Genomic DNA, 26,889 nt, shown 5'->3' on the forward strand with positions numbered 1-26,889 from the left:
TCGGAGTTTAAATATTTTTGTCAAAATTCAGGGTTATTTGTTATTATAGTTGTTAAGAGTATCAGGAGCAGTATGAAATCATGCCACGATTAAAACGTTGGGAATCTCCGAGACGAGAAGGACGCAATGATAAAGGAAAAGGAGGCACGGCGAAGAAAAAACAATGGCAAAAACGCCTCAAAATGTTAAAAAATAAACTCAAAAATACCAAGGAAGGGGAAGTTAAATACTTCTCTTTTTTTATGTTTATTAATTGTTTAGATAATGTAAAAAAACCTGAGAGAGCTATAAAATTTATGAGTGAAAATGGAGATTCGCTCTTAGCCTTTTTTCAATTAAAGAATAAGTAATCAATTACTAATAATGTTGACGAGAAATTTAACTTAACAATGGCTGATAGCTACCCTTTCGACAATATTTTTTTCACCGAATTTAGGTTAAAAAAATTTAATATATTATTAGGCTAAAAACTTTAATTATTGTTAATTTAAGCTAATTCTATCTCCATAAAAAGATTTTTTTGGTAATAACTAATTAACAACTTTACCGATGACGATGACACAAGGAGATAAAGAAATATTTACAGTTTTTTCCACAATATTTTTTAATGTACCTTTCCATTGTATTTGTTTTGGATTACCACCATTTTTAATAATGGCAATAGGAAAATCACTCGATCGACCATATTTTTGTAATTTTTGAGTGATAACAGAAAGATTTTTACCTCCCATGAGGATAACTAAAGTATCAACTTGACTCAAAATTGACCAATTAAGTATATTTGGATCGTGACCTGTAATAATAGTTAAACAACGACTATTATCCTTTTCCGTTAACATAATATTAGCTAAAAAAGGAACAGCAAGAGCGGAAGAAATACCGGGTATAAGCTCAACATCAATGTTAATTTTCCTTAAAACTGCCAATTCTGGATTAATGCGCCCAAAAATTGCAGGATCTCCACATTTAAGACGAATAACCGCATTATATTCTTGGGCATATTGTACTAACAAATGATTAATACTTGTTTGAGAAGTGCTTATTTCACCCCCTCTTTTCCCGACACAGATTTTAATACATTCAGAAGAGGCAATCTCTAAAATTTCTTTATCGACTAAGGCATCATAGATAATTACTTCTGCCTGAGATATAATTTTATGGGCTTTAACTGTAAGATAGTCAATTCCCCCAATTCCAGCACCAATAAAATAAACTGTCATTAATGGATGAAAATTTCCTTATTTTTATTTTACTTCGATCGAAACACTTGCACTATAAACTTCATTAGGTTGTAAGTAATTTAATTGTTCTTCTGTATTAATAGCATTACGGGGAGAACTCCAAGGTTCAACACAAATATAATCTTTTCCTTTCAATGTCCAAAATACAAGAGTAGAAAATAAGTCACTATAAGTAATTTCTACGGTTAAGTTACGTTTACTATCAATAAAAGATGTTTTTTGTCCTTGTAATTGAGTAAAAGCAATGTCGATTTCTTCTAAATTATAATCTAATTCACCATTAAAAGAATAAGTTTTATCATCACTTTTATTCCAATATTCTTCGCCTGGAATTTCAAGTTTTAATTTAGTTTTATCACCACAATAAAAGTAAGGATGAAAACCAATAGAAAAAGGCATTTTTTCCTTAGATTTATTTTTGTATAATTGTTCAATAATTAACTTATTTCCTAAAAGTTTATAAGTAAAATTTAGCTCAAATTCAAAGGGATAAACTTTCAAAGTTTCTAAGTCGCTTGTTAAAGATAAAGTGAGACTTGCGGATTTATCAGTAGATTGATTTATAACTTTCCAAGGTAAGTCTCTTGCAAAACCATGTTGTTTTAAAATATAAGTCTTTTCTTGGTAGGAAAAAATATTATCAGGTAAATTACCGCAAATAGGAAATAAGACAGGTATTCCACCTCTAACACTAAGTTGTGGATTTTTAAATCTATCTTTATCTAAGTATAAAATTTTCTGTCCTTGTATTGTCCAATCGGTAACAATTCCTCCTCTTTCGGGAACTATTTCTAATCGACAGTTACTATCTAAATCTTTTAAAATATAAGTTAAATATTCTTCTTGTTTAATGGCTATATTATACATAGTTTATTTATGAAATTGAATGTTTATAAATTAGATATAGCATTCCTAAATCATTTGTGAGAATTTTAGATACTTTTAATTAAAGGGATTACCTTTTAGCTGTTAGGTGTTAGTTTTTAGCTGTTAGCTTTTTTTCCATTTAAAGAATAAGTAATCAATTACTAACTAATGTTGGCCAGAAATTTAACTGCACAATAGCTGATAACTAATCGCTAATTGCTAATTAAACATAATTATTTCTCACGAGGCATAGAGGATTTCTATCGTATTTATGATAAATAATAGACAATAATTCCACTAGCTACAGGTACAGTTAAATTATCAATGCCGATCGAAGAAAAAGTTTCTAATATAGTAGCAAATATCCCCACGATCGAAGCAATAAGTAAATTTTGCCAAGTAAACCCCAAAATAATGACAGTGACTAAAATACTAACCCCAGTCATGGTTAATGAGCCTTCCCAACTTTTTTGATTACCTAAAATTTGATACTTATGTTTACCCCATTTTTGTCCAATTAATGCCGCCATACCATCACCATAACTCATAATAAGAATACCGATCGCCGTAAATTGTCGTTGCCCATTTTGCCAAAATAAAGCAGTTAAAATACCGATACTGATAGCATAAAATAATGTTCCTAAACTATTTCTACCGACTCCATTCACACTGGGTAGAATTGGTAAAAAATAGGACATAATGGCAATAAAGGAAGCTACCACAGAAGCAAGAAGAATTACATCTTTCGAGATATTTAGCCACCATGCCAATAGAATAACGTTACCTGTGCCAATATGAACAATTTTGCGAGTTAATTCGGAGTCAGTTTTATGGTAACGACTAAGAATTTCTGCTATCAACAGTAAAATACCTAAATAAAGGATAACGATCGCAAAGTGACTGGGATTCTGTAAAATGAGGGTAAACGGAGCAGTTAAATCAGTTGACATCTTTATTTTTAGAAGAATTGACAAAGGGAAAAGAAGCCACTACGGCGATACATAGCCACCAAAGAGTATTAACTTGTGGGCGAAACCATACTGTGTCAAATAATCCTTGAGTCGCTAAACCGGCGATGGCACTCAAAGAAGCAATCACCCCCATAGCTTGTAAATCGTTTTGTGGTTTCATCATTTTAATCAGTTGCATTCCCCGTTGAAAAGTGCTTCCAATGATACCTAGAAAGGCTATAAGACCTATTAAACCAGACTCGATCGCAATTTCAAGAAAAACACAGTAAGTGCTTAAAGCCGTAAATTTTGTTTGCATATAGGTGGGATAAATTTTGTTAAAAACCTTATTTCCTAAGCCAATCCCCGTTAAGGAATAATCCTGCAACATTTTTAATGCAGAAGTCCAAACATTGATACGAAAATTATTACTACTATCCCCACGCCAAGAAAAAAGACTTAAAATTCTAATTCTTAAAGGTTCGCTTAATAATGCACTGATAAATACAAACCCCATAAAACTACCAATAGCAATAGGGATTAACCACTTACGCCAAAAAGGAGTTAAATATTCACTCCACCAAAACTTAAATGCTAAGAGAAAAACAACACCACTAACAATTAAAGCCAACCATGCACCACGACTTCCCGTAAAATAAATACAAGCAGTATGAATAGTTAAGCTAAAACCACCAAAAACTTTTAGAGGTAAACTTTTCCAGATAATTATTCCCACCACAGAAAAAGCCACTGCCGGAATCAAATAACTTCCTAAAAGATTAGGATTACCTAGATAACTATAAACTCTAGTGGTATCTGCCAAAGGAGAAGTAGGATCTGTCCATGTAGCAAGTTGCTTTACACCTGTAAATTGTTGTCTAATTCCATAAGAGCTAACAATCAAAGAGACAAGCAAATAAACCCCGATTACCCAAGAGAGTAGTTTCGGATGGCGAAAAATGCGACTTGCTAAAGCAAAGAAAAGTAGATACAAGGTGAATTTGAATAATCCAGATAAAGCCTCTATTTTTAGTGGGGAAAAAGCTGTGGCGACGATACAGATTAACCAGTAGGCAAAAATCCAGAGATGAATGGAGGTGATTTGGTTTTGTTTAACTTCTGCAAGGGTTAACAACGCCCAAAATCCACCACTTGCCATTAAGATAATACCCACAAGGGTGTTATTGGTAAAGGGTGCGGCAATAATGACTAAACAGATTAAAATAGAGGCGATAACATCGGAATAGCTAAGTAGATAACTACTGGATTGCCAAGGGGAAATAATACCCACCATTTTGCCTAATAAACTGGTTTTGCGCCAATTTAATAGTGATGTTTTTTCTTCTTCTAAGGTTACTTGATTCATTCTTATATTATTTTCGATATAAAGTTATTGATAGAGAATAGACAATGGAAATAAGATTTTGTCTTTTTCTCATTAACTAATTTGTCATAAATTACAAGACTAACAGCAATAGTTTACCAAAGTAGCTTGACGAAAAATTATTTTTTAATATGACTATTGATAAGGCTATTAGATTTCTACGAAAAGTCAAGATATTGTTAATAGTGAGTTAATAGTGAATAAAATTGATAATTTTTTTGATTATAACGATCGACCAAAACTCAGTAAAATATTGAACAGTTAATAAAATAAATATATATATATGAATATTGCCCAAAATATTACTGAATTAGTTGGAAAAACACCTTTAGTTAAACTTAACCGTATCCCTCAAGAAGAGGGTTGTGTAGCCCAAATTATTGTTAAATTAGAGGGCATGAATCCTGCCGCTTCCGTTAAAGATCGTATTGGGGTTAATATGATTGAAATGGCTGAAAAAGCAGGGTTAATCCATGCAGGTAAAACCATTTTAGTTGAGCCTACTTCAGGTAACACGGGAATAGCTTTAGCAATGGCGGCGGCAGCAAAAGGTTATGAGTTAATTTTAACCATGCCTGAAACCATGAGTTTAGAAAGACGAGCAATGTTACGCGCCTATGGTGCTAAGTTAGAGTTGACTCCCGGTAGTGAAGGCATGAAAGGCTGTATTCAAAGAGCTCAGGAGATTCTTGATACAACTCCTAATGCTTATATGTTGCAACAATTCCAAAACCCGGCTAATCCTGAAATACATCATCGTACTACAGCCGAAGAAATTTGGAAAGATACCGATGGAAAAATAGATTTTTTAGTTGCAGGAGTTGGCACTGGTGGCACCATTACTGGTATTGCGGAAGTAATCAAAAAACGTAAATCTTCTTTTAAGGCGATCGCAATCGAACCTGAAAATAGCCCTGTATTGTCGGGTGGAAAACCGGGCCCTCATAAAATACAAGGTATTGGAGCAGGTTTTATTCCTGAAGTATTACGAGTTGAATTAATAGATGAAATTATTACTGTTAGTGACAGTGAAGCGATCGATTATGGTAGAAGATTAGCGCGTGAAGAAGGCATTTTATCGGGCATTTCCACTGGTGCGGCTTTAGCCGGGGCAATCAAATTAGCTCAAAGAAAAGAAAATGAAGATAAACTAATTGTAATGATTCAACCCAGTTTTGGAGAACGTTATTTAAGCACTGTTTTATTCCAAGATTTGATTAATTAAGTGATGAACTATTACGAAATTTTACACATTCAAAGTAACGCAACTTCCTTAGAAATTAAACAGGCTTATCGAAAATTAGTCAAGGAATTTCATCCTGATAGCCAACATAAAAACTCAAATCATGATCATATCATCAAACTAAATGCCGCTTATGAGGTACTTAGTGATGAAAAAAATCGTCATATTTATGATCAAAAATTAAGACAAAAATTTGTTAATTCTGTTAACGATCGACAAGATAAAAGTTATAATGCTTCCCAATATTATCAGCAAAATAGAAGACAACAAAAACAAGATGAATTTTCTCAATTTCGTTGGTTAAAAGAGGTTTATTTTCCAGTTTATAACTTAATCAATGGTATTATTTCTCCCCTAGAAATGGAAATAGAAGACTTATCTGCTGATTTATTTGACGATCATTTAATGTCAGTTTTTACTAATTATTTAGATGATTCTCGTAAAAGTTTAGAAAAAGCGAAAATTATTTTGACATCTCAACCAAATCCTAGTCTTTACGCAGGAATTGCTGCCAATCTTTATTATGGATTAAATCATATTATTGATGGTATTGAGGAGTTGGAAAGGTTTACTCAAACCTATGATGATTACTATTTACATACGGGAAGAGAATTATTTAATTTAGCAGAAGAAATTAGTCACTCTGCGGCTGAAATGGCTGAAAAATTTAATTAGTAATTTGTTAAATAATTATAGTAGAATTTCTCGCAAAGACGCAAAGTTTCATTATGACTAATTATCGAAACTTGATATAACTCCTAACTCTTAACTCCTACCAAAAAACTTTTTTAGCAAAGCCTACTTAGGATTATTGAATTATTGAATTTTTGCACTTAATGCACCTAAAATAAATACAATAATTAACCAAGGAATAATCCAGATAAAAAACTCTTTAACTCTTGATTTTAATTTACGTTGAAAAGGCTTGATCTCTTTATAAATAAATTGTCGATACCCATAATTAAGTGCATAGGTGAATAATAAGACTATTATTTTGCCCAATAAATCATAGGAAGGATCTATATTAAAGTAATAAACAAATAAAGTTTCTAAAATTATTCCTGTACAGAAAAAACTAGCCAATGGTAAATTAAAAATCATCGGAACAAATATAAATTCTGCCTGAATAAAAGCTGTTATAGCATACATTCCCATCCAAAATATAAACCATAAAATACTGACTATAATCTGTTTTATTTCTATTTTTTTTGAGGGAATAAAAAATTTTTTTTCTAAATTATCGGATAAATTATAAGATTTCATTGAATTGGTTTTAATAAAGTAAATGGTGATTCAGGAATACCAATGTTTTCCCAACAATCACTGTTCGATCGAGTATCCATTAAAGAATGAACATTGTCTTTCTCACGACAATAATGATTTTTTTCCCGAATTAAATCAAGTTGAGATAGGATTTCAGGATTAACTAAAAGATATGACGGAGATTTCATCAATTCTTTTATTTCTTCTACATTAACAGGTTTAACTTGTCTTTCACTATAAAAGTTCATAGAAGGTCGATCGTAATTAAAAGAAATATAAACAGGCTCAGACAAAGGTATTTCTTCTTTTATTACTTCGGCAATGGGCTTAACTTGGTAGGCTTCATTTAATTCCCATAACCAATAATTGGAACTGAAAAATACCATTAATGACACATACATTCCCCAAAATAATACCCCTGTAAATTGAATATCTTTTTTTACCATTAAGATTGCGGTAACAAGAAATGTGGTAGAAAGCAAAACTAAAAGGGTTAAGAGATTTTCATTATCTGGTTGGGTGAGAAGGAAATAGAAAAATCCGCCACTGGTAACAAGTGCGAGAAAACTAAATAACACTATCCACCATCGAGGATAAGATAGAAATGAGGGTAAGGATTTTATTTGTGCTAAAGTAACTCCCGCAGCGATCGATAATGGAGGATATATCGGCATAATATACCAAGGAAGTTTAGTACCCATAATCGAAACGATGATTAAATAAGTAATACTCCATACCAAAATAAATTTTGCCCAACTCCAATTGCGATTTTGCCATGCGATAAAAATACCAGCCACAGCGATAAAAATCCAAGGATGAGGATACTTTAACAATTCTAGTAGATAATACCAGATAGGCCCCTGATTACCTTCAACGGCGGTAAAAACTCGATCGAGGGATTGATCTTTAATAGAAGTATTGATAAATTGATCACCATAGTAGAGATATTGGGCGATTTGCCATGCCATGACAGGAAATAAACCGAGAAGAAACCCTAACCAAAGGTAAATAGAAGAAATTAAACGGGGAGTATCCCATATTAAAAATATAAATGCGATCGTGCCAAATAAAAACCCCAGCATCCAACCTTTACTAAGACAAATCAAAGCAAAAGCAATTCCTGCAGGTAAAGACCATCTTAAGTCCCGTCTTGCCCTTAAAATAAATAACATCATCAAAATTTGAAAACATAACACTGCACCATCAAGCATTGCTAGTCTTCCATGACGCACCACTGGCATAGTGGTAAGATAAATCAAAGCAGAAAAAAAAGCATAGTAACGAGGTAAAAATAACTCTCTCGCTAAAGAATAAAGTAAAGGTACAGATAAAGCGGTTAAAGAAGCACCAATAATCCTTGTAGAAAATTCACTGATACCGAAAAAAGTATAAACTAACGCTGTTAGACTATGAATTAAGGGGGGTTTATTCAAATAAGGTTCACCCCAAATGGTAGGAAAAAGCCATCGCCAATCCTGAAAAGACGACTCAGAAATTTCCTTCGCTACTTGGGCAAAAGTTGCTTCATCCCAATCTCTTAAAGGTAGTGTACCTAAATGGAAGGTGTATAAAATGATGGCAAGGAAAAAGAGACTAGAAAAAGAAAAAAACTCCCACCATCGATCGTTTGATTTAACATGAAAGCGAGGGATTTCCCAAGTAGAAGTAGAGCGATTCATAGTGTAGTAATTGAGAATTGAAAATTGAAAGTTGCGAATTGTCTATTAGTTAATGAGTTAACATATATTCTAAGTTAACACTTGATATTTAGGAATTAATGGAAAATTGAGAATTAAAAACTATTAATTGTTAATTGTTAATTGTTAATTGTTCATTATTCACTATTCATTATGGATGGATCATTCGCTCTTACCCTACAAATTGTTATTACTGTTTTTGCTGGAATTAGTGCTCAAGTATTAGGGGAATATCTAAAAATACCTAGTATTGTTTTCCTGCTTATTTTTGGTATAGCTTTAGGTAGAGATGGGACAGAAATTTTACATCCTGAATTATTGGGATCAGGTTTAGAGGTGCTAGTGGCTTTAGCCGTAGCAATTATCCTCTTTGAAGGGGGTTTAAACCTCGAATTAAACGCATTAGGGCAAGTATCAGGTAGTATCCGCAATTTAGTAACTATCGGCACTCTCATCACTTTTTTAGGGGGAGGAATGGCGGCTCATTGGTTAGCAGAATTTCCTTGGCAGATTGCTTTTTTATATGCTTCTTTGGTGGTAGTTACAGGGCCTACAGTGGTAGGGCCTTTATTAAAACAGGTGGCAGTCGATAAACGGGTTGCCACATTATTAGAGGGTGAAGGAGTTTTAATTGATCCTGTTGGTGCTATTTTAGCTGTTGTGGTATTAGATACGATCGTAAATCCTTCTACTGATTCTTTAGAAATTATTTCAGGGTTGTTGTTTCGTCTGGGAGTAGGAGCAATTATCGGTGGTGTTAGTGGTTGGTTATTAGGTACATTTCAGAAAAAAGCCAATTTTGTTTCCGATGATTTAAAAAATTTAGTGGTTTTGGCAGGAATTTGGGGAAGTTTTGGACTGGCACAAAGTATCATCAGTGAGTCTGGATTAATGGCAACTGTTACCGCAGGAATTGTCTTAAAAGCCTTTAGCCTTCCCGAAGAGAGGTTATTATTACGTTTTAAAGGACAATTAACGGTTTTAGGGGTATCGGTTTTATTCATCCTCTTAGCGGCAGATTTATCGATCGCCAGTATTTTTGCACTAGGTTGGGGTAGTGTATTAACAGTATTAGTATTAATGTTATTAGTTCGTCCTCTAAGTATTTTAATTTGTACTTGGGGAAATGGGATGAATTGGCGACAAAAATGCTTTTTAGGATGGATTGCACCTCGTGGCATCGTTTCTGCTTCTGTGGCTTCTTTATTCTCTATTTTACTTACTCAAAATGGCATTAACGGGGGAGACTCCATTAAAGGTTTAGTTTTCCTCACCATTATGATGACGGTGTTTATTCAGGGTTTAAGCGCCGGTTGGGTGGCAAATTTGTTAAAAATAACTTCCGCACAAGCTACAGGGGCGATGATTGTGGGTTGCAATCCTTTAGGGCGGTTAATTGCTAATCTATTTTTAACTCAAGGGGAATCGGTGATTTTGATTGATACAGATAAAGAAGCCTGTGAAAAAGCGAGAAAGGAAAACCTACCTGTAATTGAGAGTAGTGGGTTAGATCATCAAACTTTGGAGGAAGCAGGAATTCAAGGTGTCGGTACAGTTATTACCTTAACGAATAATAGTGATGTTAATTTAATGATTGCTCAACGAGCATTAGAGGAGTTTTCTTTGTCAAAAGTTTTGGCAGTTTTTCCCAATCATGAAGACAATAAAATTAAAATGAATAAACAAAAAATTACTCAGGCTTTTATTCCTGAATTATTTATCAAAAAGTGGAATCAATATTTAACCGAAGGACAGTATAAATTAGGTAAAACAATTATTAAATCAGGATCGATCGAGTTACAACAAGGACATTTACAAACAATGATTAATAAAGGAGAATTACTACCATTATTAATTAAAAGGAACGGAAAATTACAAATTTTAGCAGTGGGAGAAGAATGGAAGATTGATGACGAAATTATCTATTTATTACATGATGCTCGATCGGATTTATTAAAGCGTTTATCTGGTAATATACAATCCTCCCGTTTTGTCTTAGATAAATTGCCTGAAGTTGAGGAAATACCAATTATTTAAGTTAGGAGTTAGCTGTTAGTTATTAGCTGTTAGAAAATTAACCTCCACCAAAAACTTGAATATTGTTAAAGGCACAAACAGGAGAAGCATGACCAACCCTGATAGATTGATTAGGCTCACCTTTACCACAATAGGGTGTTCCATAACATTCTCTGGTAGAATCGTCTCCCACATAGGCTAAATTATGCCAAAAATGTTGTGTCACTCCTCGATAGTTAGGATTGCGTAAGGTTTTTGTTATTTTACCATTTTCGATTAATTGTGCATATTCACAGCCAAATTGAAATTTGTTGCGGTAGTCATCGATCGACCATGATCGATTAGACTGCATATAGACACCATGCTCGATCAAACTTATAATTTCATTAAAACTACTATTACCCGATTCTAAGTTTAAATTAGCCATACGATCGATGGGAGCTCTATTCCAAGAACTTGATCTAAAATTGGCAACTCCCGGAACATTTGCTCTAGCCTGACTTTCTAAACTGCCTAATCCTCTCAATAAAATACCATCTTTAATTAAATACTCTTTTTGTGCTTTCAATCCAGCATCATCAAAACCATAACTAGCTAATTCTCCTTCCACAGTAGGATCAAAAGTTATATTCATTAAAGATGAGCCATAAGCTAAAGTGCCAAAATCTGACAATTTAACAAAACTACTACCAGCATAATTACGCTCATCTCCCAAAATTCGATCTAACTCTAAAGGATGTCCAATACTTTCATGGATTTGTAACATCATCTGATCAGGTGCTAAGACTAAAGTTGTCATCATATCCGGACATTCTTCTGAAAATAATAGCTCTACGGCTTCTTCTCCAATTTGTTTAGCACGAGAAAAATTAATTTCGGGGTTTAAAATTTCTTTTCCTCCCTGATAACATCTTGCCATCATGCCGTTATCGGTACGTTTTTGCACAATATTTCCGGATTGTGCTGTGGCTTCATAATCTGTGGCGACGAGGGAAAATTCTTGTTTAATATTTGCTCCATTAGTACTTACAAAATGATATTGAATATCACTAATTTGAGCTATGGCAGTAGCTTTAACTATTTTTTCCGATACTTTTAAGTTATGGCAAGTTTGAATTAATAAATCATTCAATTCTCGATCGTTAAAGATATTATCATTTTTTAGGGCAGATCGATAGTTACCCTGAGCTGGAGGACGAATACTGGTATCAAAGGAAAATATACCCCAATTCAATGCACTTTTTGCCTGTTTTTGAGCGATTTCGATCGCCGATTGAATACTTTGTTGATCTAATCGATTAGTAGCACAATACCCTATCTGTCCATTTACCATAACTTCTACCATTACCCCATTAGTATATTTTCTGCCATTACTTTGAGGTTTACCATCTCGAAAAATTTTAGTAGTAGTGGTTTCACAAACCTGTCTTAAACCGATCCAATCAGCAGAAATCTTCAGGTTATTTAGGGCTTTTTCTAAATCAAATGTCATAAATATTTAGGTAAAATTAATTGATAACTGATGTTACACACAATAAACTGATTTATGAGAATAATTAGGAGTTAGGCAAAAGAATTGATGAAAAAAATCTCAATTGATTCTAACAAGATTAAATCAATTAATCAAAACCTGTCAAAAATTAACCTAATACACCTGAGTGAACTATAAGAATAGGTAATGATTGACTCTCGTTGACAGGCAGATAGGAAGACAGATAGATTGTATTTCTTGTGAATGAATAAAATTCTCTCAAAAATATACAAATATTGAGAATTTTTCTCCCATTCCACTTGTCCACTTGTCTCGTCTTCATCATTTTTCTTCTGTCGAACTGAGGTTAATACCTATTCTATTTTCCTTATTGTTAGTATTTTTGTATATTATAAAATTAAATAACTTTTTGCCTTTTATATTTATGATTAATCGCCGTAATTGGATTCGCTTAACTGGAACAGGAGTACTGACAAGTCTTTTAACTGCTAAATATTCTTATTCTCAAAAAGCGATCGCATCTTCTCAAGGAGTAAGTATCGAATGGTTTGGTCATAGTTGTTTTCTCTTTTCCAATGATCAGGGCAAAATATTAGTAAATCCTTTTACTCCGTTAGGTTGTACCGCTAAATATAAACCTCCCCGTCCTATAGTAGATTTAGTAATGATTAGTAGTCGTCTATTAGATGAGGGTTCGGCGGCAGGTTTGCCCAATAATCCTCAATTAATGGTTGAACCCGGAGTTTATAATGTCAAAAATATTGAATTTCAGGGAATTAAAACTTTTCACGATCGAGAAAAAGGTAGGAGATTTGGAGAGAATGTAGTTTGGAAATGGAATCAAGGGGGTGTAAATATTTTACATTTAGGGGGTATTGCCTCTCCGATTTCCATTGAGCAAAAAATTTTAATGGGTACACCGGATATTGCTTTTATTCCTGTCGGAGGAGGGCCAAAGGCTTATGATGCAGAAGAAGCCATGAAAGCGATCGCAATGTTAAATCCCAGAATGGTTATTCCTACTCAATACTTAACCAATGCCACAGAAGCAAATGTTTGTGAGTTACAAGGAGTACAAAGATTTGTCGATTTAGCGAAAGAAGCAGATCTTAATATCAATATTATTAAAGGTAATCGTATCACTGTTAGACCCCAAGACTTACCTTCAGAGGGTACTTTAGTTCGAGTTTTTGATGGCAGTAATTTAATTACTAATTAGAAATAGAAATGATGAAAATTACCCGAAACCTTACCCCCTATCTCTTTCTTCTTCCCGCTTTAATTGTCCTCTCAATTATTGTTTTTTACCCTGCGATACAAGCATTTTCTTTGAGTTTTACTCGTTTTGAGTATGATTTAACTAAAACTCCTGAATGGGTAGGATTTGAGAATTTTCAACGATTGTGGGAAGATAAATTATTTCGTCAAACGGTCATCAATACTTTAATTTATCTTCTGGGAGTTGTACCGCCTTTGGTTATCTTCTCCCTTCTTTTAGCTATTCTTGTCAATCAAAAACTCAAAGGTATTAACTGGTTTCGCACAGCATACTATACGCCTGTAGTTGTGTCAATGGTGGTAGCAGGTTTAGCTTGGAAAGCAATTTACTGGTCTAATGGCATTTTAAACCAATTTTGGTTTAGCCTCGGTTTTAAAGACGGTATTCCTTGGCTAACGAGTGCTAATTGGGCTATATGGAGTGTAATGGTAGTGACAATCTGGAAAGGTTTGGGATACTACATGGTCATTTATTTGGCAGGATTACAGAGTATCTCTCCTGAATTATATGAGGCGGCATCGATCGAGGGATCAGATGGTTGGCGAAAACATTGGGATATTACAATTCCATTGATGAAACCTTATATTTTTTTGGTAGCTGTAATTTCAGCTTTAAGTGCCACAAAAGTATTTGAAGAAGTTTATTTATTAACTCAAGGAGGCCCTAGAAATGCAACAAAAACGGTGGTTTATTATCTTTATGAAAAAGCCTTTAAAGATTTAGACTTTAGTTATGCCTCTACTATGGGATTAGTTCTTTTTGTTTTTATTTTAATCCTCTCGATCGTCAATTTATCTCTATCTAATAAATTAGAATAATAATTATTGATTCTTTAAAAAAGGTGTTAGGTTTTAGGCAGTAGGTATTAGGTTAAATTAAAACTGCGTACTTTATAATAATGGCATTTTTTAAATGATTAAAACTCTATAAATTAAAGTTTAGTGTGCTTAGTGTGCCTTTGGCATCGATTATTTTATTAAAATTTATCAGAACTACTGTAAAAAAGCCAAATAAAATATTTTTCCCCTTTAAAATTAAGACTTTCAATATTTTTTTTCCTATATTTATTACTATAAATAATTGTAAAGAATCTTATTAATTTTAATAAAAACTATGCTATATTTCTAAAATAAAATTGCTGTCTTTTTTTAGCTAGAAAATATATGTCTGTAAATCTTGCTTCTCGTGCTAGTGCCGTCACTACAGATTCTCAAGGTAAAACTCATGTAGTGTGGGCAGAGGGTTCCTTTCTTTGGTATGCAGAGTATGACAATAATTCAGGTACATGGAAAAACGCTCAAGCCATTACGACACTTGAGAATCAAGACATTAGTAATATTAGTTTTTTGTACGATGATAACTTAATTCAAGAAGACACAACTAATAATAATAGTCAACCCGGTTTTGTGGTGACATGGCAACAAGGAAGCGAGAATGACAGCGATTTTTACTATACAGCAGGAAAATATGACGAAAATCAACAATTACAGTGGTTAGCCAATCCTCAAGCTATCACCACCGATCAAGTAGGAGATTTAGAACCAAGCGCTATAGTTTATAATGGGGACGTGTTGTTAGTAGGCTCAAAAGTTAATGTTGAAAATGCTAACAATCAACAAATAAGAGAAGATAGCGATCTTTACTATCAACAATTTAAGGTTAATGATAGTCTTTTTACCACTACGACAACGACTCCCCCTAACGCCTCCTATTCCCCTCAAATCAGTCAAGATGGTGTCATTAACGGCTTAATTCCTATAGATACTGATAACTCAACTAATACGGTTAATACATTATCTTCAAATACAAAGTTAGGAATTAACAGTGAATTAACATCAACCACCGATGAAACTCCACCACCTATTAGCACGGGAGCAAATTTTACTTGGGGAGGAGGCATTACATTTAGTACCAGTTTATTAAATGTAATCAATGCGGAAGAAACTGTACCTCCCGGGATTGTCCGAAAAATAATTAGCCCTTTTTTAAACGGCTTTGAGATAACGGGAATGATGACAGGAGGGCAAAGTGCCTCCGACATCAGAGGTGCTAGTGGAGATAATCTTAACCCTTATTTAGATGTCAATGCTACAACCTCATTCAGTGGAAAATTAGCCAAAAAAGTTGCCGTCTTAGTCGTCGCCCCAGAAGTGGAGGGAGAAGAATTAGCCGAGCAAAAAGCTCAACAAGAGACAGATAAAGCAACAGAGGATAAAAACAAGGAAAATAGTGGAAGTCAATCAGGTTTTAATGTATCTTTAGCTTTAGATTCAAAATGGACATTCGATCGAGAAACGTTACTTTTAGATCAAATTAAAGATACTGCTACCTTAAGTTTTGGTTTGACTTTTGGGGTGGATAATAAATTATATGAATTTCAAGTATATGCAAATCTAGGGGCATCTTTTATTGTTCAAGCCGAACCTTTGCCTAATGGAGACTATGATCCCACTATTGAGGCTATTTTAGCAACATTTGGTTCAGAAATAGGTGCATCTATACTATTAGGTTCGATCGTTGGTGCAGGAATTTCTCTAGGGGGAGGAGACTCCAAATCCGCTTTGGCGGGGGCAATTGTGGCAGCAGTAGCAAGTTCTGTTTTTTCCACTATTGCTGATGCTATTGCCATAAGTAATGATTCTGAAGGACTATATTATCAAACTGCGATCGCATTTCCCGTTATTACAGCAGGAGGAAAATTTCGATTAGGTTTGAAATTTCTTAATTTTAGTGGGCAGTTAGGCATAGGTGCAGGAATGATTTGGGGTTTAGAAAACACTCCCAACGTTCAGTATTTACAGTTTCCTATTAGTGCAGGAGTGAATTTAGGGCCAATATATTTAGGTATTAGTTTAACCCCGGGATGGCAATGGGAAGCATTTAATAGTGATTCTTCTGAGAATACCACATCCGATGTTGCTAGTTCCTTAGCTAATTTTAGCTCCGAATCAACTAATGCCATTGTACAAGGCTCATTATTGACGATTAATTGGGGAGAAAACCTTAACACTGACAACATCCCTGATAGTAGTCAATTCACTGTTACTGTTACTGACAATTTGGGCAATATTACCACTATTCCCGTTTTTCAAGTTAGTATTGAAAGCAACACTATACAATTAAGACTTTCTGAAGTCATTCCCCTTTCTGCTAATTATGACTACACCACCTCAAATAATCCGACACCGCAACCGAATTTAATCCAAGTCAGCTATACAACCTCAGATAATCAAAGCCAAAATTTACAGGATAGTCAAGGAGAGGAGATAGATAATTTTAATTTATCTGTGACTAACAATTCCCCTGACAGTTTTTCTGCCACTTATAACCCCACTACGGGCAATAGTCAAAATTACTCTATTCTGAATAATGAGTTAATACTTAGTTTCAATACTCCCCTTAATACTAATATTCTCCCTGATGTAAGAAGGTTTACTGTGGAAGGGGCAACCATAGATTCTCTCACGGTAGAATCTAACGCTATTGTTTTAGTTTTAAAACTCAATGACAATGTTGTAGCTGATGCCACTGTGACTTATAGTAATCAGCAAGGGTTGGGTAATTTATTAGAGACGGTAGATAATGAAAGTATAGCTAGTTTCACCATTGATAGTGATATTACCATTAGTCAATCTCAGTTTGTTATTGGAGTTCAATTTACTAACACTTTAAATAGTAATCTGATTCCGAATATTAATCAATTTTTAGTGCAGACTATAGACAACAATGGCAATGTCATCAATACCGTTACGGTTAATCAAGTTGATATAGTTAACGGCAATATCGTTAATTTGTATCTATCACAAGCCATTGAAGAGAATCAAACTTATCGCATTACCTATACTCCTGCCAATAATATCGCCACAGATTTAGAGTATCAAGACGGCACAGAAGTAGAAGGGTTTACTGTTGTTTCCAATCAAGAAAATTCTCAAGGTATCACCACGAATGAATTAACCGCTATTCTTGTGCAAAATTTAGATAGTAATGTCAGCTTTAGTAATAGCATTAATAACTATAACGTTACCCTCACCGATGAGGTAGGCAATATTCAAGATAGCGTTACCGTACAATCTTTAAGAGTAAAATCTCAAGGAGTAGAATTAATTATTAATGACAATCTCACAGATAATGAAAATGTTGTCATTGACTATCAGAATAACGGTAATGAGATTAAAATAAATTCTTTAGTGACGGGAATTGAGCCTCCTCCCTTTGACACTCAATCCGTTATCGGTAATATTGAAGCAGATTTAGGGCAGGATAGTACTCCCACCCTCTCGTTAACAAAAACAGGAGAGATATTAATGGCTTGGGTTGCCGAAGTCGCACCGATACAACCGATCGCAGGTTTTGTTAATGGAGATATAATAATTCTTAATTTCGTGGAGAATTTGCAAAATGATTCTATACCTCAACCTAGTCAATTTACCGTCACTGATACTCAAGGAAATATTTACAATGTTGATGGTGCGCCTTCTCTCTTAGGTAATAGTCTTACTTTAATCCTTGATGAGACTATCCCCGAATCTGCTCAAATTAAAATTAGTTATAGCTTTTCTCCCACTAAAAACAACGGTAATTTATATCTAACGGATGCCACCAATACGAGGTTATGGATTAATGAATTTAGTAACTTTAATCTTACCAACAACACTAATAAAAATAATTCTCCTACTTTACTGGGTGCAGGATCGATCGTAGCTAATGTCAGTGGACAAAATGTTAACAGAATAACCCTAGTCTTTGATCAAACCTTAACAGGTAATCCTATTGAAAGTCAATTCTCGATCGAAAATAACGGCATTAACTATCAATTACTCAACAATCCCACCGTTAACGGCAATACTGTGACTCTCAATGTCATTCCCCCGTCAGGAAGTGGTTTAATCGGTGCGGGAGATTTAGTCACTGTTGACTATAGTAATAATATCAACGGTAATCCTGTTTCCACTCAACAACAATTGACAAGTAATAATGGCATTGTAGCAGAGTTTAATAATCAACCTGTGATTACCTCTCCCACTACTCCTACTACTGTCATTAAATACGGCTTTACACCTTCAGGGGATGCGTTACTATCAACACCTAGCAGTATTATTGGCTCAAAAGGGCTGAATTTTAACCCCGTTGCGGAATTGGATCAAAAAGGCAATAATGTGGTGATGTGGGTTAATGCGGATATGAGTGATATTCCCACTAGCTTAACTCCGGGCGAATTTTACAGCGATAATCAAACCAATCTTATCAACGAGAGTTTAAGTCAATCCGACATTTACTATTCCATCTATAATGCCAAGACTCAAGAATGGAGTATCGCTTCTCCTTTAGTATCCCAAGAAGGCTCAGAAGGTAAAATAGTCTTAGGTATGGGGGAAAATAATCAACTTATCGCCACATGGTTAAACTATACCGATGAGGAAACGAATATTTATTGGTCAAGTTTAGCCTATGATAGTCAGGATAATGGTATCTGGAGTGAGCCACAATTATTATATCAAGATGCGTCACCTGATCCTTTAACGGAGTTAGAAATTGCCAGTATCAACGGTAAAACCGCTATTTTTTGGACAGAAACTCAACAAGTATCCTATAGTCAGTTAACCATTGAAGGAAGCCCTATTTTATATTTTCGTCTTGCTGAAAACAGTGGCACTGTAGCTAATAATAGCGGTACTTGGGGAGCAGGAGGCAACGGTATTTATAATGGTACAGTTAATTATCATCAGACAGGTGCGTTAGAAAACACGACTACGAATAAGGGCGATAAAAACCCTGCTGTTTTATTTAATAATGGTAGTAGTCTCACCCTTGCAGAAGATTTAGGTTTAATTAGTGGTAATTCCTTTACGATCGAACTATGGTTCAAAATTCCGAATAATCTTAATGAGACTATCAATATTGCTTCCATGGAGGGGTTATTTAGTTTAAGTGTCAGTCAATCCCTAGAGTTAACCCTTAACATCGACAATCAAAATATCTCCCCTGACTCCCCCATCGATACTGATACATGGAATTATGTTGTTGCCACCTATGATGGACAAAGTGATACAGTAATTTTATATCTCAATGGGCAACCCGTTGTTACTCGAAATAATGTTGACTTTACCTTCCCCTCTACCACTAACTTAACCCTTGCAGGAGGTAACGATAATCTTTATCTCGATGAGGTAGCCTTTTATAACAAAACTCTCGACTATAGTGATTTTATCCCTAGTGACTTAAATAGTGGTAATGTCTCTAGCCTAACAGGAGAACAACTAATTAGTATCTTATCTGGTGATGGTACAGATATTGGTAGTAAATACTCTGCTCAGTATATCGCACCCTTGCCTCCCGGAGCTAACACTTATTATGCCTTCATCGATGACGACATCGACACCCCTAGTCAAATCATCCCCGAATATCAAGTCATCGCCACCCAATTATCAGACGCTAATAAACCACAATGGGATATTGTTTCTAATGTGTCTGCTAACAGCAATAGTTATATTTACCCCAATGGCATCCCAGATATTTACTTACCCCTTAATTTACAAAATCAGCAAACTGGTACTAAAATAAGTTCGATCGAAATTACTGCTCAAGATAGTAATAGAAATACCTTTACTTGGAGTGTCGGCAATACCCAAGGCAATCAGTTAGGAGTTGTGCAAGGAGAAACATTACTTAATCCTATCAATCCTGAAGGCGAATTTGACTACACCATTTTAAGCCCCAATGTTAACCTTGACTTATTCATCGATGGTAGTAATAGTAATCTCTCTAACTTTCAGTATTCTATCAATGGTAGCGATCCTCAAAATATCAATACTGCGGATGTCACCAGCGAACCCACAACTGTTAATTCTAATCAAGTATTAGGTATAGCCACTGTCACCGAAGCTAACGATTCTAGTTTAGCCCTCATCGATAGTGGTTTTATCATCAATACCGATAACGCCTCTATAGGTTATATCCTCAGTAACGGTGATTTAGATGGAGACGGCAAAACAGATGTTATCGTGGGAAATCGAGGTTATACAGACAGTGACGGGAATCTCCTCAATAACGGCACAATTCAAATTTTATTAGGAGGTGGCGATGTTTTAGGCAATAGCGAAAATAACCCTCTTACTACCACAGACTTATTAGGCAATCCTAACGGTATTTTTATCAAGGGTATCATTGATGGTGGACAAGCCAATAGTGATTTTCCCATGAGTTTAGCTATGGGTGATGTGGATGGTGACGGTAAAGATGACTTAATTATTGGTGCGCCCAACGTCAATAACGGTGATGGCATTGTTTATGTTATCAAAGGCAGTTATTTAGCTAACAATAAAGGTAAAACTATTACTATCAACTCTGATAATAGCTTTTCTGATGGTAGTAACAATTCTAGTAATATCGGTTATGTTATCAATCCCACTGTAGAGGGAGGCTATTTTGGTTTAGCGGTGGCAGTGGGTAATTTTAATGGCACGGGAAATGCAGACATTGCCATTGGCACTCCGGGGGCGAATAATGGTGATGGTTTAGTTTCTATTGCTTATGATGGTGACACTACGGCAACGACTTTTTATACTGGCACAGGGAAGGAAAATTTAGGTTATGCTTTGACGGTTTCTAAAGCAAAGGGTGGGCAAAGTTTTTCTAAAAATACCCTTGTGGATGACTTAATTGTGGGTGCGCCCTCTTTTCAAGCTAGTGTTGCTAATCAATGGGTAGGTGTTGACTCTTTTCCTCAAGATAATCAAAATTTATTCTCTAGTAACACCTCCGCCGCCGTTGGCAAGGTTTATGTTTTTGCTAATAACAATATCAATCCTCTCTATTCTTTCACTGGCTCAATTTTACCCTCATCTAATGGCACAGCAGAAAATTCTTTTACGGGTAGCGCTTTGGCTAGTGATGATTGGGATGGTGATGGTATCAAAGATTTAGCTATATCTGCCCCCGGTTCGGATACCAATGATGGTTTAGTCTATGTATTAAAAGGGGGAAGTGTCACTTCTGGAGATTTAGACTATATCAGCAATTTGATTATATTAGGGGGTTTGCAGTTTGGGGAAGCTGGTAGCGTTATCACTTCCGCAGGAGATGTTAATGGAGATAAATATGAAGACTTCTTAATTACTGCACCTCAAGGCGCGATGGGTGCGGGGCAAGGTTATGTATTATTTGGCCCTCTCAACTTGGAAGATGTCGGTACTTTATTCGATTTGAATGTCACTGCTACTGATAATAAAAAGACTTTTCTACTTAATAGCGATCGATCTTATCAGTCGGTGGGTTCTTCTGCAAGTTCGATCGGAGATGTTAATAATGATGGTGTAGATGATTTAATGATAACTGCACCGAATGCTCAACAATTATACGCTGTTTATGGACATCAATGGTTAGCGGATGATGGTAGTATCAAACTCGCTGATATTTCTGGTGATAACGGTTTTGTAATTGACGGTGATCTTTATAATGCTAATTCAAAATCGTTAAATGGTAATGGTAATAATGTGCTTATCTTGGGAGATATTAACGGTGATGGTTTTGCTGATGTGCTTTCTGGAGGTAGTGAATATGGTGCGGTTGTTATTTTCGGAAGTAGCACTAAAAATCTTTTAGATGCCAGTGTTGGTAGTAATGATTTAATTGTTACTGTCGCTAATCATGCCCTGAAAGATGTTATCGCTTTGGGAGACTATAACGGCGATGGTTTACAAGATTTTGGGGTTTTAGATACTAACAATAACTTCTATCTACAATTAGGCTCTAGTAATCTTAGCAGTTTACGAAATTTATCTTTATCGACTCCTTCTGTTACTTCCATTACAAGCTCGATCGAACTGGGAGATTATAATGGTGATGGTTATGATGATATTCTCCTCAACACTTCTACCTATAGCACTATCTATCTAGGTAATAAAGAAGGCAATTTCCAAAATTATATTATCTTTAATCCCGTTGATATTGATAATATGTCGATCGATAACTATACTTTTGGCTCGATCGGTGATATGAATGGAGATGGTTATAATGATATAGGTACTGGACTTCCTAATACAAATTCTGTCATTCCCGAAGGGAATAATGGACAATTCATCACTTATTTAGGTGGAAATGGAACACCTATTAGCTCATTATCTTTGTACAATACGGGAGTAGATAGTAACAGAGTTCCCTTACCTAACAATAGCACTGATGATCCTCATTATGATTTAGTGTCTATTCCTAGTGGTAGTGATTCAGATATTCTCGTCATTAACTCAGGAGATGGTATTTCGGGATGGATTAGTCCTAATAATAATAATAGTAACATAGCCCCTCCCGGAAATTATATTTATCGCACAACTTTTACATTACCAGAAGGCATAAATCCCAATAACTTTACTATTAATGGACTATGGCATACTGACGATATGGGTACAATGATTACCCTCAATAATCGTGCGCAGTACTTATCCAGTTTCCCTAATTATAATACTGATTGGATTCCTTTCACTATCAATAACGGTTTTGTGACGGGAGAAAATACTCTTGAGTTTACTGTTAATAATGCAGGTAGTGCTAATAATCCCACAACCCTCAGAGTGAAATTTGATACTCTTTTGTCAATAAATCCAGTAACCAATATAGTTCAACCCCCTAATACAAATAGTCTATCATCTTCCCTTAATAATAGTGAATGGTCTTCTTTTTATATTCAAGCTCAACAATCACCATTACCTCCAGGCTTTGCAGTCTATAATGGTTATTTGTATATGGCGTACAAAGGAAATGACAACAATAATATTTATGTACAAAGAAGTACAAATGGTTATAACTGGGAAGATTTAACTGAACTTTCCTTAACAACTCAAGAACAACCATCCCTAGCGGTATTTAATGATACCTTATACTTAGCTTATAATAATGACTCTACAATATATCTAAGCGAATTTAGGGGTAATTCTGAATCCATTAGTTTTAGTGGAGGAAATTTTGTTGTTGAAGGTGTTAATTCAAGTCCTAGTCTCTTAGAATACGATAATCAATTATATATATTCTCTCTGTCGGGGGATGATATCTTTTATTTTACTTCGGAAAATCCAGATAACCTTACTTGGGATGTGAATTTTGTTGAAGGTCAACAATCTAAGGATAAACTAGGAGTAACGGTAATACCAGGCTCGGCTAATAATGGTGCTGGAAATATCTTGATGACGTATAAAGATAGTAAAGGAGATTCTATCTATACTACTCTATTTAATGGCTCAAGTTGGACAGGTGCTAAAACTATTCCTAATCAAGAAACCACTGATGCCCCTTCTCCTGTAACAGTAAACAACACAGTATATTTATTTTATGAAGCAACGAAGCCAAATAGTCTTAATTATGTGACATCTACAGACGGTGGCAATAGTTGGAGTAGCAGTCAAGAAATACCTAATCAGTTGTTAAATTTAGGCCCTTCGGCGGTTTTTTACAAAGAAAATATTTATGTAGGTTTTAGTTCACAAGATGAAAGCAATAACCCCATATATGTCAGTGTTTCTAATCCTATTTATAACACAAATCAGACTCAACAATTGGGCGAACAATTACACAGTATCGGAGACTTTAATGGTGATGGTATCACCGATTTTGCTGTACTTGCTTCTGGTTATGTCGCTAATTTAGGCATTATAGAAAACAATGTCTTGAAAAATAATACTGGTGCTATTCTTATCTACTATGGTAACGCCAATGGTATGAGTAATTCTGCTCAACCTGATGTGGTTTTAGTTAATCCTCCCGTTACCGATAGTAATTCTCCCTTCTATGAGATTAATAATTTTACCTCTATCGGAGACATCAACGGTGACGGTTTTGATGATATGGCGATCGCCTCTCCTACTACAAATAATAATGAAGGGGTTGTCTTTGTGGTGTTTGGTGGTGGTGAGTGGAAGCAATACTCAACAAATAATCCTTTTAATTTAGGTAGTCTTAGTAATAATCAATCCAACGGTAGTAATCCTAACGGTTTTGTTATTGATGGTTTACCATCATCTCAAGCGGGAATTTCCATGAGTGGAGGAGAAGATGTTAACGGGGATGGATTGAGTGATTTTACCATCGGCGCCCCTGGCAATAACGATAACTTAACCTATGTGATTTTTGGTAGCGATTTTAATAACACTGTCAATCAAACAGGTACGATCGGAAATGATAGAATGATTGGTACAGTGACAGGAGAAAGTTTCTTAGGGGGTGAAGGGAATGATAAAATTTACACTAACGGCGGTATTGACGTAGTTTACGCCAGTCAGGGTGATGATTTCGTTACTGTCCATGATACCTATTTTCGGCGCTTAGATGGTGGCACTGGTACTAATACCCTCAAGTTTACTGGTTATAACGGGCAAGATTGGGATTTAACAACCCTTTCCCCCGGTAGTCGTTTACGCAACTTTGAGATTTTGGATATTGAAAACTATGGCACAAATACTCTAACCCTCAACTCCCTTACCGTAACTCAACTTTCTTCAACTAATACCATAACGGTGTTAATGGATGAAAACGATATTGTGAATCTTAGCGATGATTTTTCCTACAACGATACAATTTATCAAGACAACCAGAAATTTAATCAATATATTTCTAACACCTCTGGCGCAACCATTTTAATTAACAGTAATGTAGTTGATAGTACGCTTTTATCTCCCATTTCTTTGTCATTGTACAATACTGGAGTTGATGATTCTGGTGTCACCCTACCAACTAACGATACCAATGATCCTCATTATGAGTTAATATCATTTCCTAATGGTAGTAGTTCTAATATTTTAGTTGTTAATTCAGGAGACGGTATTTCAGGATGGATTGCCCCTGATAATAATAATAGTCAATCTGGCCCTGCTGGCGACTATATCTATCGCACTAATTTCACTTTACCAGATACGATCGATCTAGATAAATTTTCAATTATCGGACAATGGCGTAGTGATGACGAAGGTACGACTATTAAACTTAATGGAGTTGAACAATATTTATCGAGTAATCCTAATTACAATCTCGATTTCATTCCTTTTACCATCAGTGAAGGTTTTATCACAGGAAATAACACCTTAGAGTTTACTGTTAATAATGCAGGTACAACCATTAATCCAACGGCATTAAGAGTAAAATTTGACAACGCCCTAGAGAGTAACATTCAGTTTTGGGCACCCTCAACAAATACTCCCCAATCAATACTTAACCCCGAAACCATTTCTCAAGTCTCCTCTGAAAATAGTACTTTATTTGCTATAGATGACTCTGGTAACATCACTGCCGTTTCTAGTACTCTCTCCAGTAGTAATAATATTAATAATGCCCCAACTCGTCTATTTGTCTCTAATCCTATTGCTAACGAGGCTGATGGTAAGGTAGAGTTTAAGATCGATCGAACTGGTAACTTAGATAAGTATGTTAAAGTTCATTATATCACCCAAGACGCACGAGGAAAAGCAGGAAGTGACTATCATCCCGTCTTAGGAAGGGCAGTTTTTCAACCGGGAGAAAGCAGTAAAATTATTTCTGTACCTTTACCCTTAGATGATGTTTATACTGGTACAAGGGAATTTGGTTTACTTGTCACTAACGAAAAAGAAAGCCATACCCTATTAACCGATGAATTTAATCTCTACGTTGATCCTACTGATGGACAAATTCGTAATTGGAATCATATCATAGATGACCAACCCCATAGCGTCATGGGCGGAAAACTAGAATTTCGTCTTACCACCACCGAAGGTAAAGGGGAAGTCAAACTTTACTTTGAAGGTAATGGAGATTTTAATAATTACTATGCCTTTAATAATGAAACCCAGAAATATGAGCCCTTTAACTTTGATGGTAATATAGGCGCCCAATTTTTCGATGAAGATGGTGACGAAAAATATGAGGGTGCAATTTTACATCTCCAAGACGGTAGTAAACATGATCTTGATGGTGTCGAAAATGGTTTAATGCTAACAAGAGGCTTTTTTAGTGATGGAGAAACCCCAGAAATTTTGTTAGATACTGCTATGTATCGTTTTCGCAGTCTTGATACTCAAGGTAGTTATTTATATGTTGGGGAGGAAGAAAAACAATCTATACTAGCAAATTACTCTAATAATTTTATCGAGGAGGGATTGGCTTTTTATGTCTCTGATACTCTCGATGACAATTTAATTGCCTTTAATCGTTTCCGTAATAGTAGCCTACCTGGTGCATATATTTACGCTGGAGAAGAAGAAACTGAGTCAATTCGATCGAATTATCCCCAGTTTATAGATGAAGGTATCGCTTTTTATGCCTATGATGTAGGCTCACAAATGACTGATAATATCGATCGATTTCAGAATAGCACGGGGGGAGCTTATCTTTATACTGCACAACCAGAAACCCAAAATGTGATTAACAATTATAGTAATAGTTTTAATCTTGAGGGTATGGCATTTGAGAGTTTATTAGTTTAAGATGAATACAAT

General features: G+C 35.1%; 14 protein-coding genes. 7 read left to right on the top strand and 7 right to left on the bottom strand.

Translation table 11 applies throughout. From position 1 onward, the window contains the following. Positions 1 to 80: 80 nt before the first annotated feature. Positions 81 to 350, top strand: a complete 270-nt coding sequence (locus tag GM3709_RS00140) for a hypothetical protein (protein ID WP_066115043.1) — start codon at positions 81 to 83, stop codon at positions 348 to 350. A 180-nt stretch (positions 351 to 530) separates the two neighbouring features. Here the strand turns inward: GM3709_RS00140 and cobA are convergent, their stop codons facing one another. The 4 genes from cobA to GM3709_RS00160 all read right to left on the bottom strand — a co-directional run bounded on the left by cobA (position 531) and on the right by GM3709_RS00160 (position 4,424). Next, positions 531 to 1,220 carry a uroporphyrinogen-III C-methyltransferase gene (gene cobA / locus GM3709_RS00145; protein ID WP_066115045.1) on the bottom strand — a complete coding sequence of 230 codons (690 nt, stop codon included), beginning with the start codon at positions 1,218 to 1,220 and terminating at the stop codon, positions 531 to 533. A gap of 24 nt (positions 1,221 to 1,244) precedes the next feature. Further along, complete coding sequence (locus tag GM3709_RS00150) at positions 1,245 to 2,108, bottom strand: aldose epimerase (protein WP_066115048.1); 864 nt, start codon at positions 2,106 to 2,108, stop codon at positions 1,245 to 1,247. A gap of 269 nt (positions 2,109 to 2,377) precedes the next feature. Next, on the bottom strand, positions 2,378 to 3,058 hold the full coding sequence (locus GM3709_RS00155; protein WP_066115050.1) for a diacylglycerol/polyprenol kinase family protein: 681 nt from the start codon (positions 3,056 to 3,058) through the stop codon (positions 2,378 to 2,380). Then, the gene (locus tag GM3709_RS00160; protein WP_066115053.1) at positions 3,048 to 4,424 is read right to left on the bottom strand and encodes an IctB family putative bicarbonate transporter; all 1,377 of its coding nucleotides are present in this window, start codon (positions 4,422 to 4,424) and stop codon (positions 3,048 to 3,050) included. The genes GM3709_RS00155 and GM3709_RS00160 overlap by 11 nt, the downstream gene beginning before the upstream one ends. Positions 4,425 to 4,725: 301 nt before the next feature. On the opposite strand from GM3709_RS00160, the gene cysK reads away from it, so the two are divergent. Continuing rightward, a complete protein-coding gene (cysK, locus tag GM3709_RS00165) occupies positions 4,726 to 5,667 on the top strand; it encodes a cysteine synthase A (protein ID WP_066115056.1) in 942 nt (313 codons plus the stop codon). 3 nt (positions 5,668 to 5,670) lie between these two features. Continuing rightward, on the top strand, positions 5,671 to 6,360 hold the full coding sequence (locus GM3709_RS00170) for a J domain-containing protein (RefSeq protein ID WP_066115059.1): 690 nt from the start codon (positions 5,671 to 5,673) through the stop codon (positions 6,358 to 6,360). A 141-nt stretch (positions 6,361 to 6,501) separates the two neighbouring features. Here GM3709_RS00170 and GM3709_RS00175 read toward each other — a convergent pair whose 3' ends face one another. Together GM3709_RS00175 and GM3709_RS00180 are read right to left on the bottom strand one after the other, a co-directional pair. Further along, positions 6,502 to 6,948 carry a hypothetical protein gene (locus GM3709_RS00175; RefSeq protein WP_066115062.1) on the bottom strand — a complete coding sequence of 149 codons (447 nt, stop codon included), beginning with the start codon at positions 6,946 to 6,948 and terminating at the stop codon, positions 6,502 to 6,504. After that, positions 6,945 to 8,627: a glycosyltransferase family 39 protein gene (locus GM3709_RS00180; protein ID WP_066115066.1), complete on the bottom strand. Its 1,683-nt coding sequence runs from the start codon at positions 8,625 to 8,627 to the stop codon at positions 6,945 to 6,947. The genes GM3709_RS00175 and GM3709_RS00180 overlap by 4 nt, the downstream gene beginning before the upstream one ends. Before the next feature lie 171 nt (positions 8,628 to 8,798). Here GM3709_RS00180 and GM3709_RS00185 point away from each other — a divergent pair, with 171 nt between their 5' ends. Next, positions 8,799 to 10,682: a sodium:proton antiporter gene (locus GM3709_RS00185; RefSeq protein ID WP_066115069.1), complete on the top strand. Its 1,884-nt coding sequence runs from the start codon at positions 8,799 to 8,801 to the stop codon at positions 10,680 to 10,682. Positions 10,683 to 10,719: 37 nt separating this feature from the next. On the opposite strand, the gene GM3709_RS00190 is transcribed toward GM3709_RS00185, so the two are convergent. Then, positions 10,720 to 12,153: a TldD/PmbA family protein gene (locus GM3709_RS00190; protein WP_066115072.1), complete on the bottom strand. Its 1,434-nt coding sequence runs from the start codon at positions 12,151 to 12,153 to the stop codon at positions 10,720 to 10,722. Between the two features lie 424 nt (positions 12,154 to 12,577). Between GM3709_RS00190 and GM3709_RS00195 the strand changes: the two genes are divergently transcribed. From GM3709_RS00195 to GM3709_RS00205, 3 genes are all read left to right on the top strand, one after another. Continuing rightward, positions 12,578 to 13,372: an MBL fold metallo-hydrolase gene (locus GM3709_RS00195; protein ID WP_144439381.1), complete on the top strand. Its 795-nt coding sequence runs from the start codon at positions 12,578 to 12,580 to the stop codon at positions 13,370 to 13,372. An 11-nt stretch (positions 13,373 to 13,383) separates the two neighbouring features. Then, on the top strand, positions 13,384 to 14,250 hold the full coding sequence (locus GM3709_RS00200) for a carbohydrate ABC transporter permease (RefSeq protein WP_066115077.1): 867 nt from the start codon (positions 13,384 to 13,386) through the stop codon (positions 14,248 to 14,250). 345 nt (positions 14,251 to 14,595) lie between these two features. Beyond that, the gene (locus tag GM3709_RS00205) at positions 14,596 to 26,877 is read left to right on the top strand and encodes a Calx-beta domain-containing protein (protein WP_066115080.1); all 12,282 of its coding nucleotides are present in this window, start codon (positions 14,596 to 14,598) and stop codon (positions 26,875 to 26,877) included. Positions 26,878 to 26,889 lie beyond the last annotated feature (12 nt).

It is taken from the genome of Geminocystis sp. NIES-3709 (assembly GCF_001548115.1).
Lineage (GTDB): Bacteria > Cyanobacteriota > Cyanobacteriia > Cyanobacteriales > Cyanobacteriaceae > Geminocystis.

What these genes read in the sequence shown, in the direction of transcription:
- GM3709_RS00200 (WP_066115077.1), top strand. Translation starts at nt 13,384, where the DNA reads ATGAAAATTACCCGAAACCTTACCCCCTATCTCTTTCTTCTTCCCGCT.
- GM3709_RS00155 (WP_066115050.1), bottom strand. Translation starts at nt 3,058, where the DNA reads ATGTCAACTGATTTAACTGCTCCGTTTACCCTCATTTTACAGAATCCC.
- GM3709_RS00190 (WP_066115072.1), bottom strand. Translation starts at nt 12,153, where the DNA reads ATGACATTTGATTTAGAAAAAGCCCTAAATAACCTGAAGATTTCTGCT.
- GM3709_RS00140 (WP_066115043.1), top strand. Translation starts at nt 81, where the DNA reads ATGCCACGATTAAAACGTTGGGAATCTCCGAGACGAGAAGGACGCAAT.
- GM3709_RS00185 (WP_066115069.1), top strand. Translation starts at nt 8,799, where the DNA reads ATGGATGGATCATTCGCTCTTACCCTACAAATTGTTATTACTGTTTTT.
- cysK (WP_066115056.1), top strand. Translation starts at nt 4,726, where the DNA reads ATGAATATTGCCCAAAATATTACTGAATTAGTTGGAAAAACACCTTTA.
- GM3709_RS00180 (WP_066115066.1), bottom strand. Translation starts at nt 8,627, where the DNA reads ATGAATCGCTCTACTTCTACTTGGGAAATCCCTCGCTTTCATGTTAAA.
- GM3709_RS00175 (WP_066115062.1), bottom strand. Translation starts at nt 6,948, where the DNA reads ATGAAATCTTATAATTTATCCGATAATTTAGAAAAAAAATTTTTTATT.
- GM3709_RS00160 (WP_066115053.1), bottom strand. Translation starts at nt 4,424, where the DNA reads ATGAATCAAGTAACCTTAGAAGAAGAAAAAACATCACTATTAAATTGG.
- GM3709_RS00195 (WP_144439381.1), top strand. Translation starts at nt 12,578, where the DNA reads ATGATTAATCGCCGTAATTGGATTCGCTTAACTGGAACAGGAGTACTG.
- GM3709_RS00170 (WP_066115059.1), top strand. Translation starts at nt 5,671, where the DNA reads ATGAACTATTACGAAATTTTACACATTCAAAGTAACGCAACTTCCTTA.
- GM3709_RS00150 (WP_066115048.1), bottom strand. Translation starts at nt 2,108, where the DNA reads ATGTATAATATAGCCATTAAACAAGAAGAATATTTAACTTATATTTTA.
- GM3709_RS00205 (WP_066115080.1), top strand. Translation starts at nt 14,596, where the DNA reads ATGTCTGTAAATCTTGCTTCTCGTGCTAGTGCCGTCACTACAGATTCT.
- cobA (WP_066115045.1), bottom strand. Translation starts at nt 1,220, where the DNA reads ATGACAGTTTATTTTATTGGTGCTGGAATTGGGGGAATTGACTATCTT.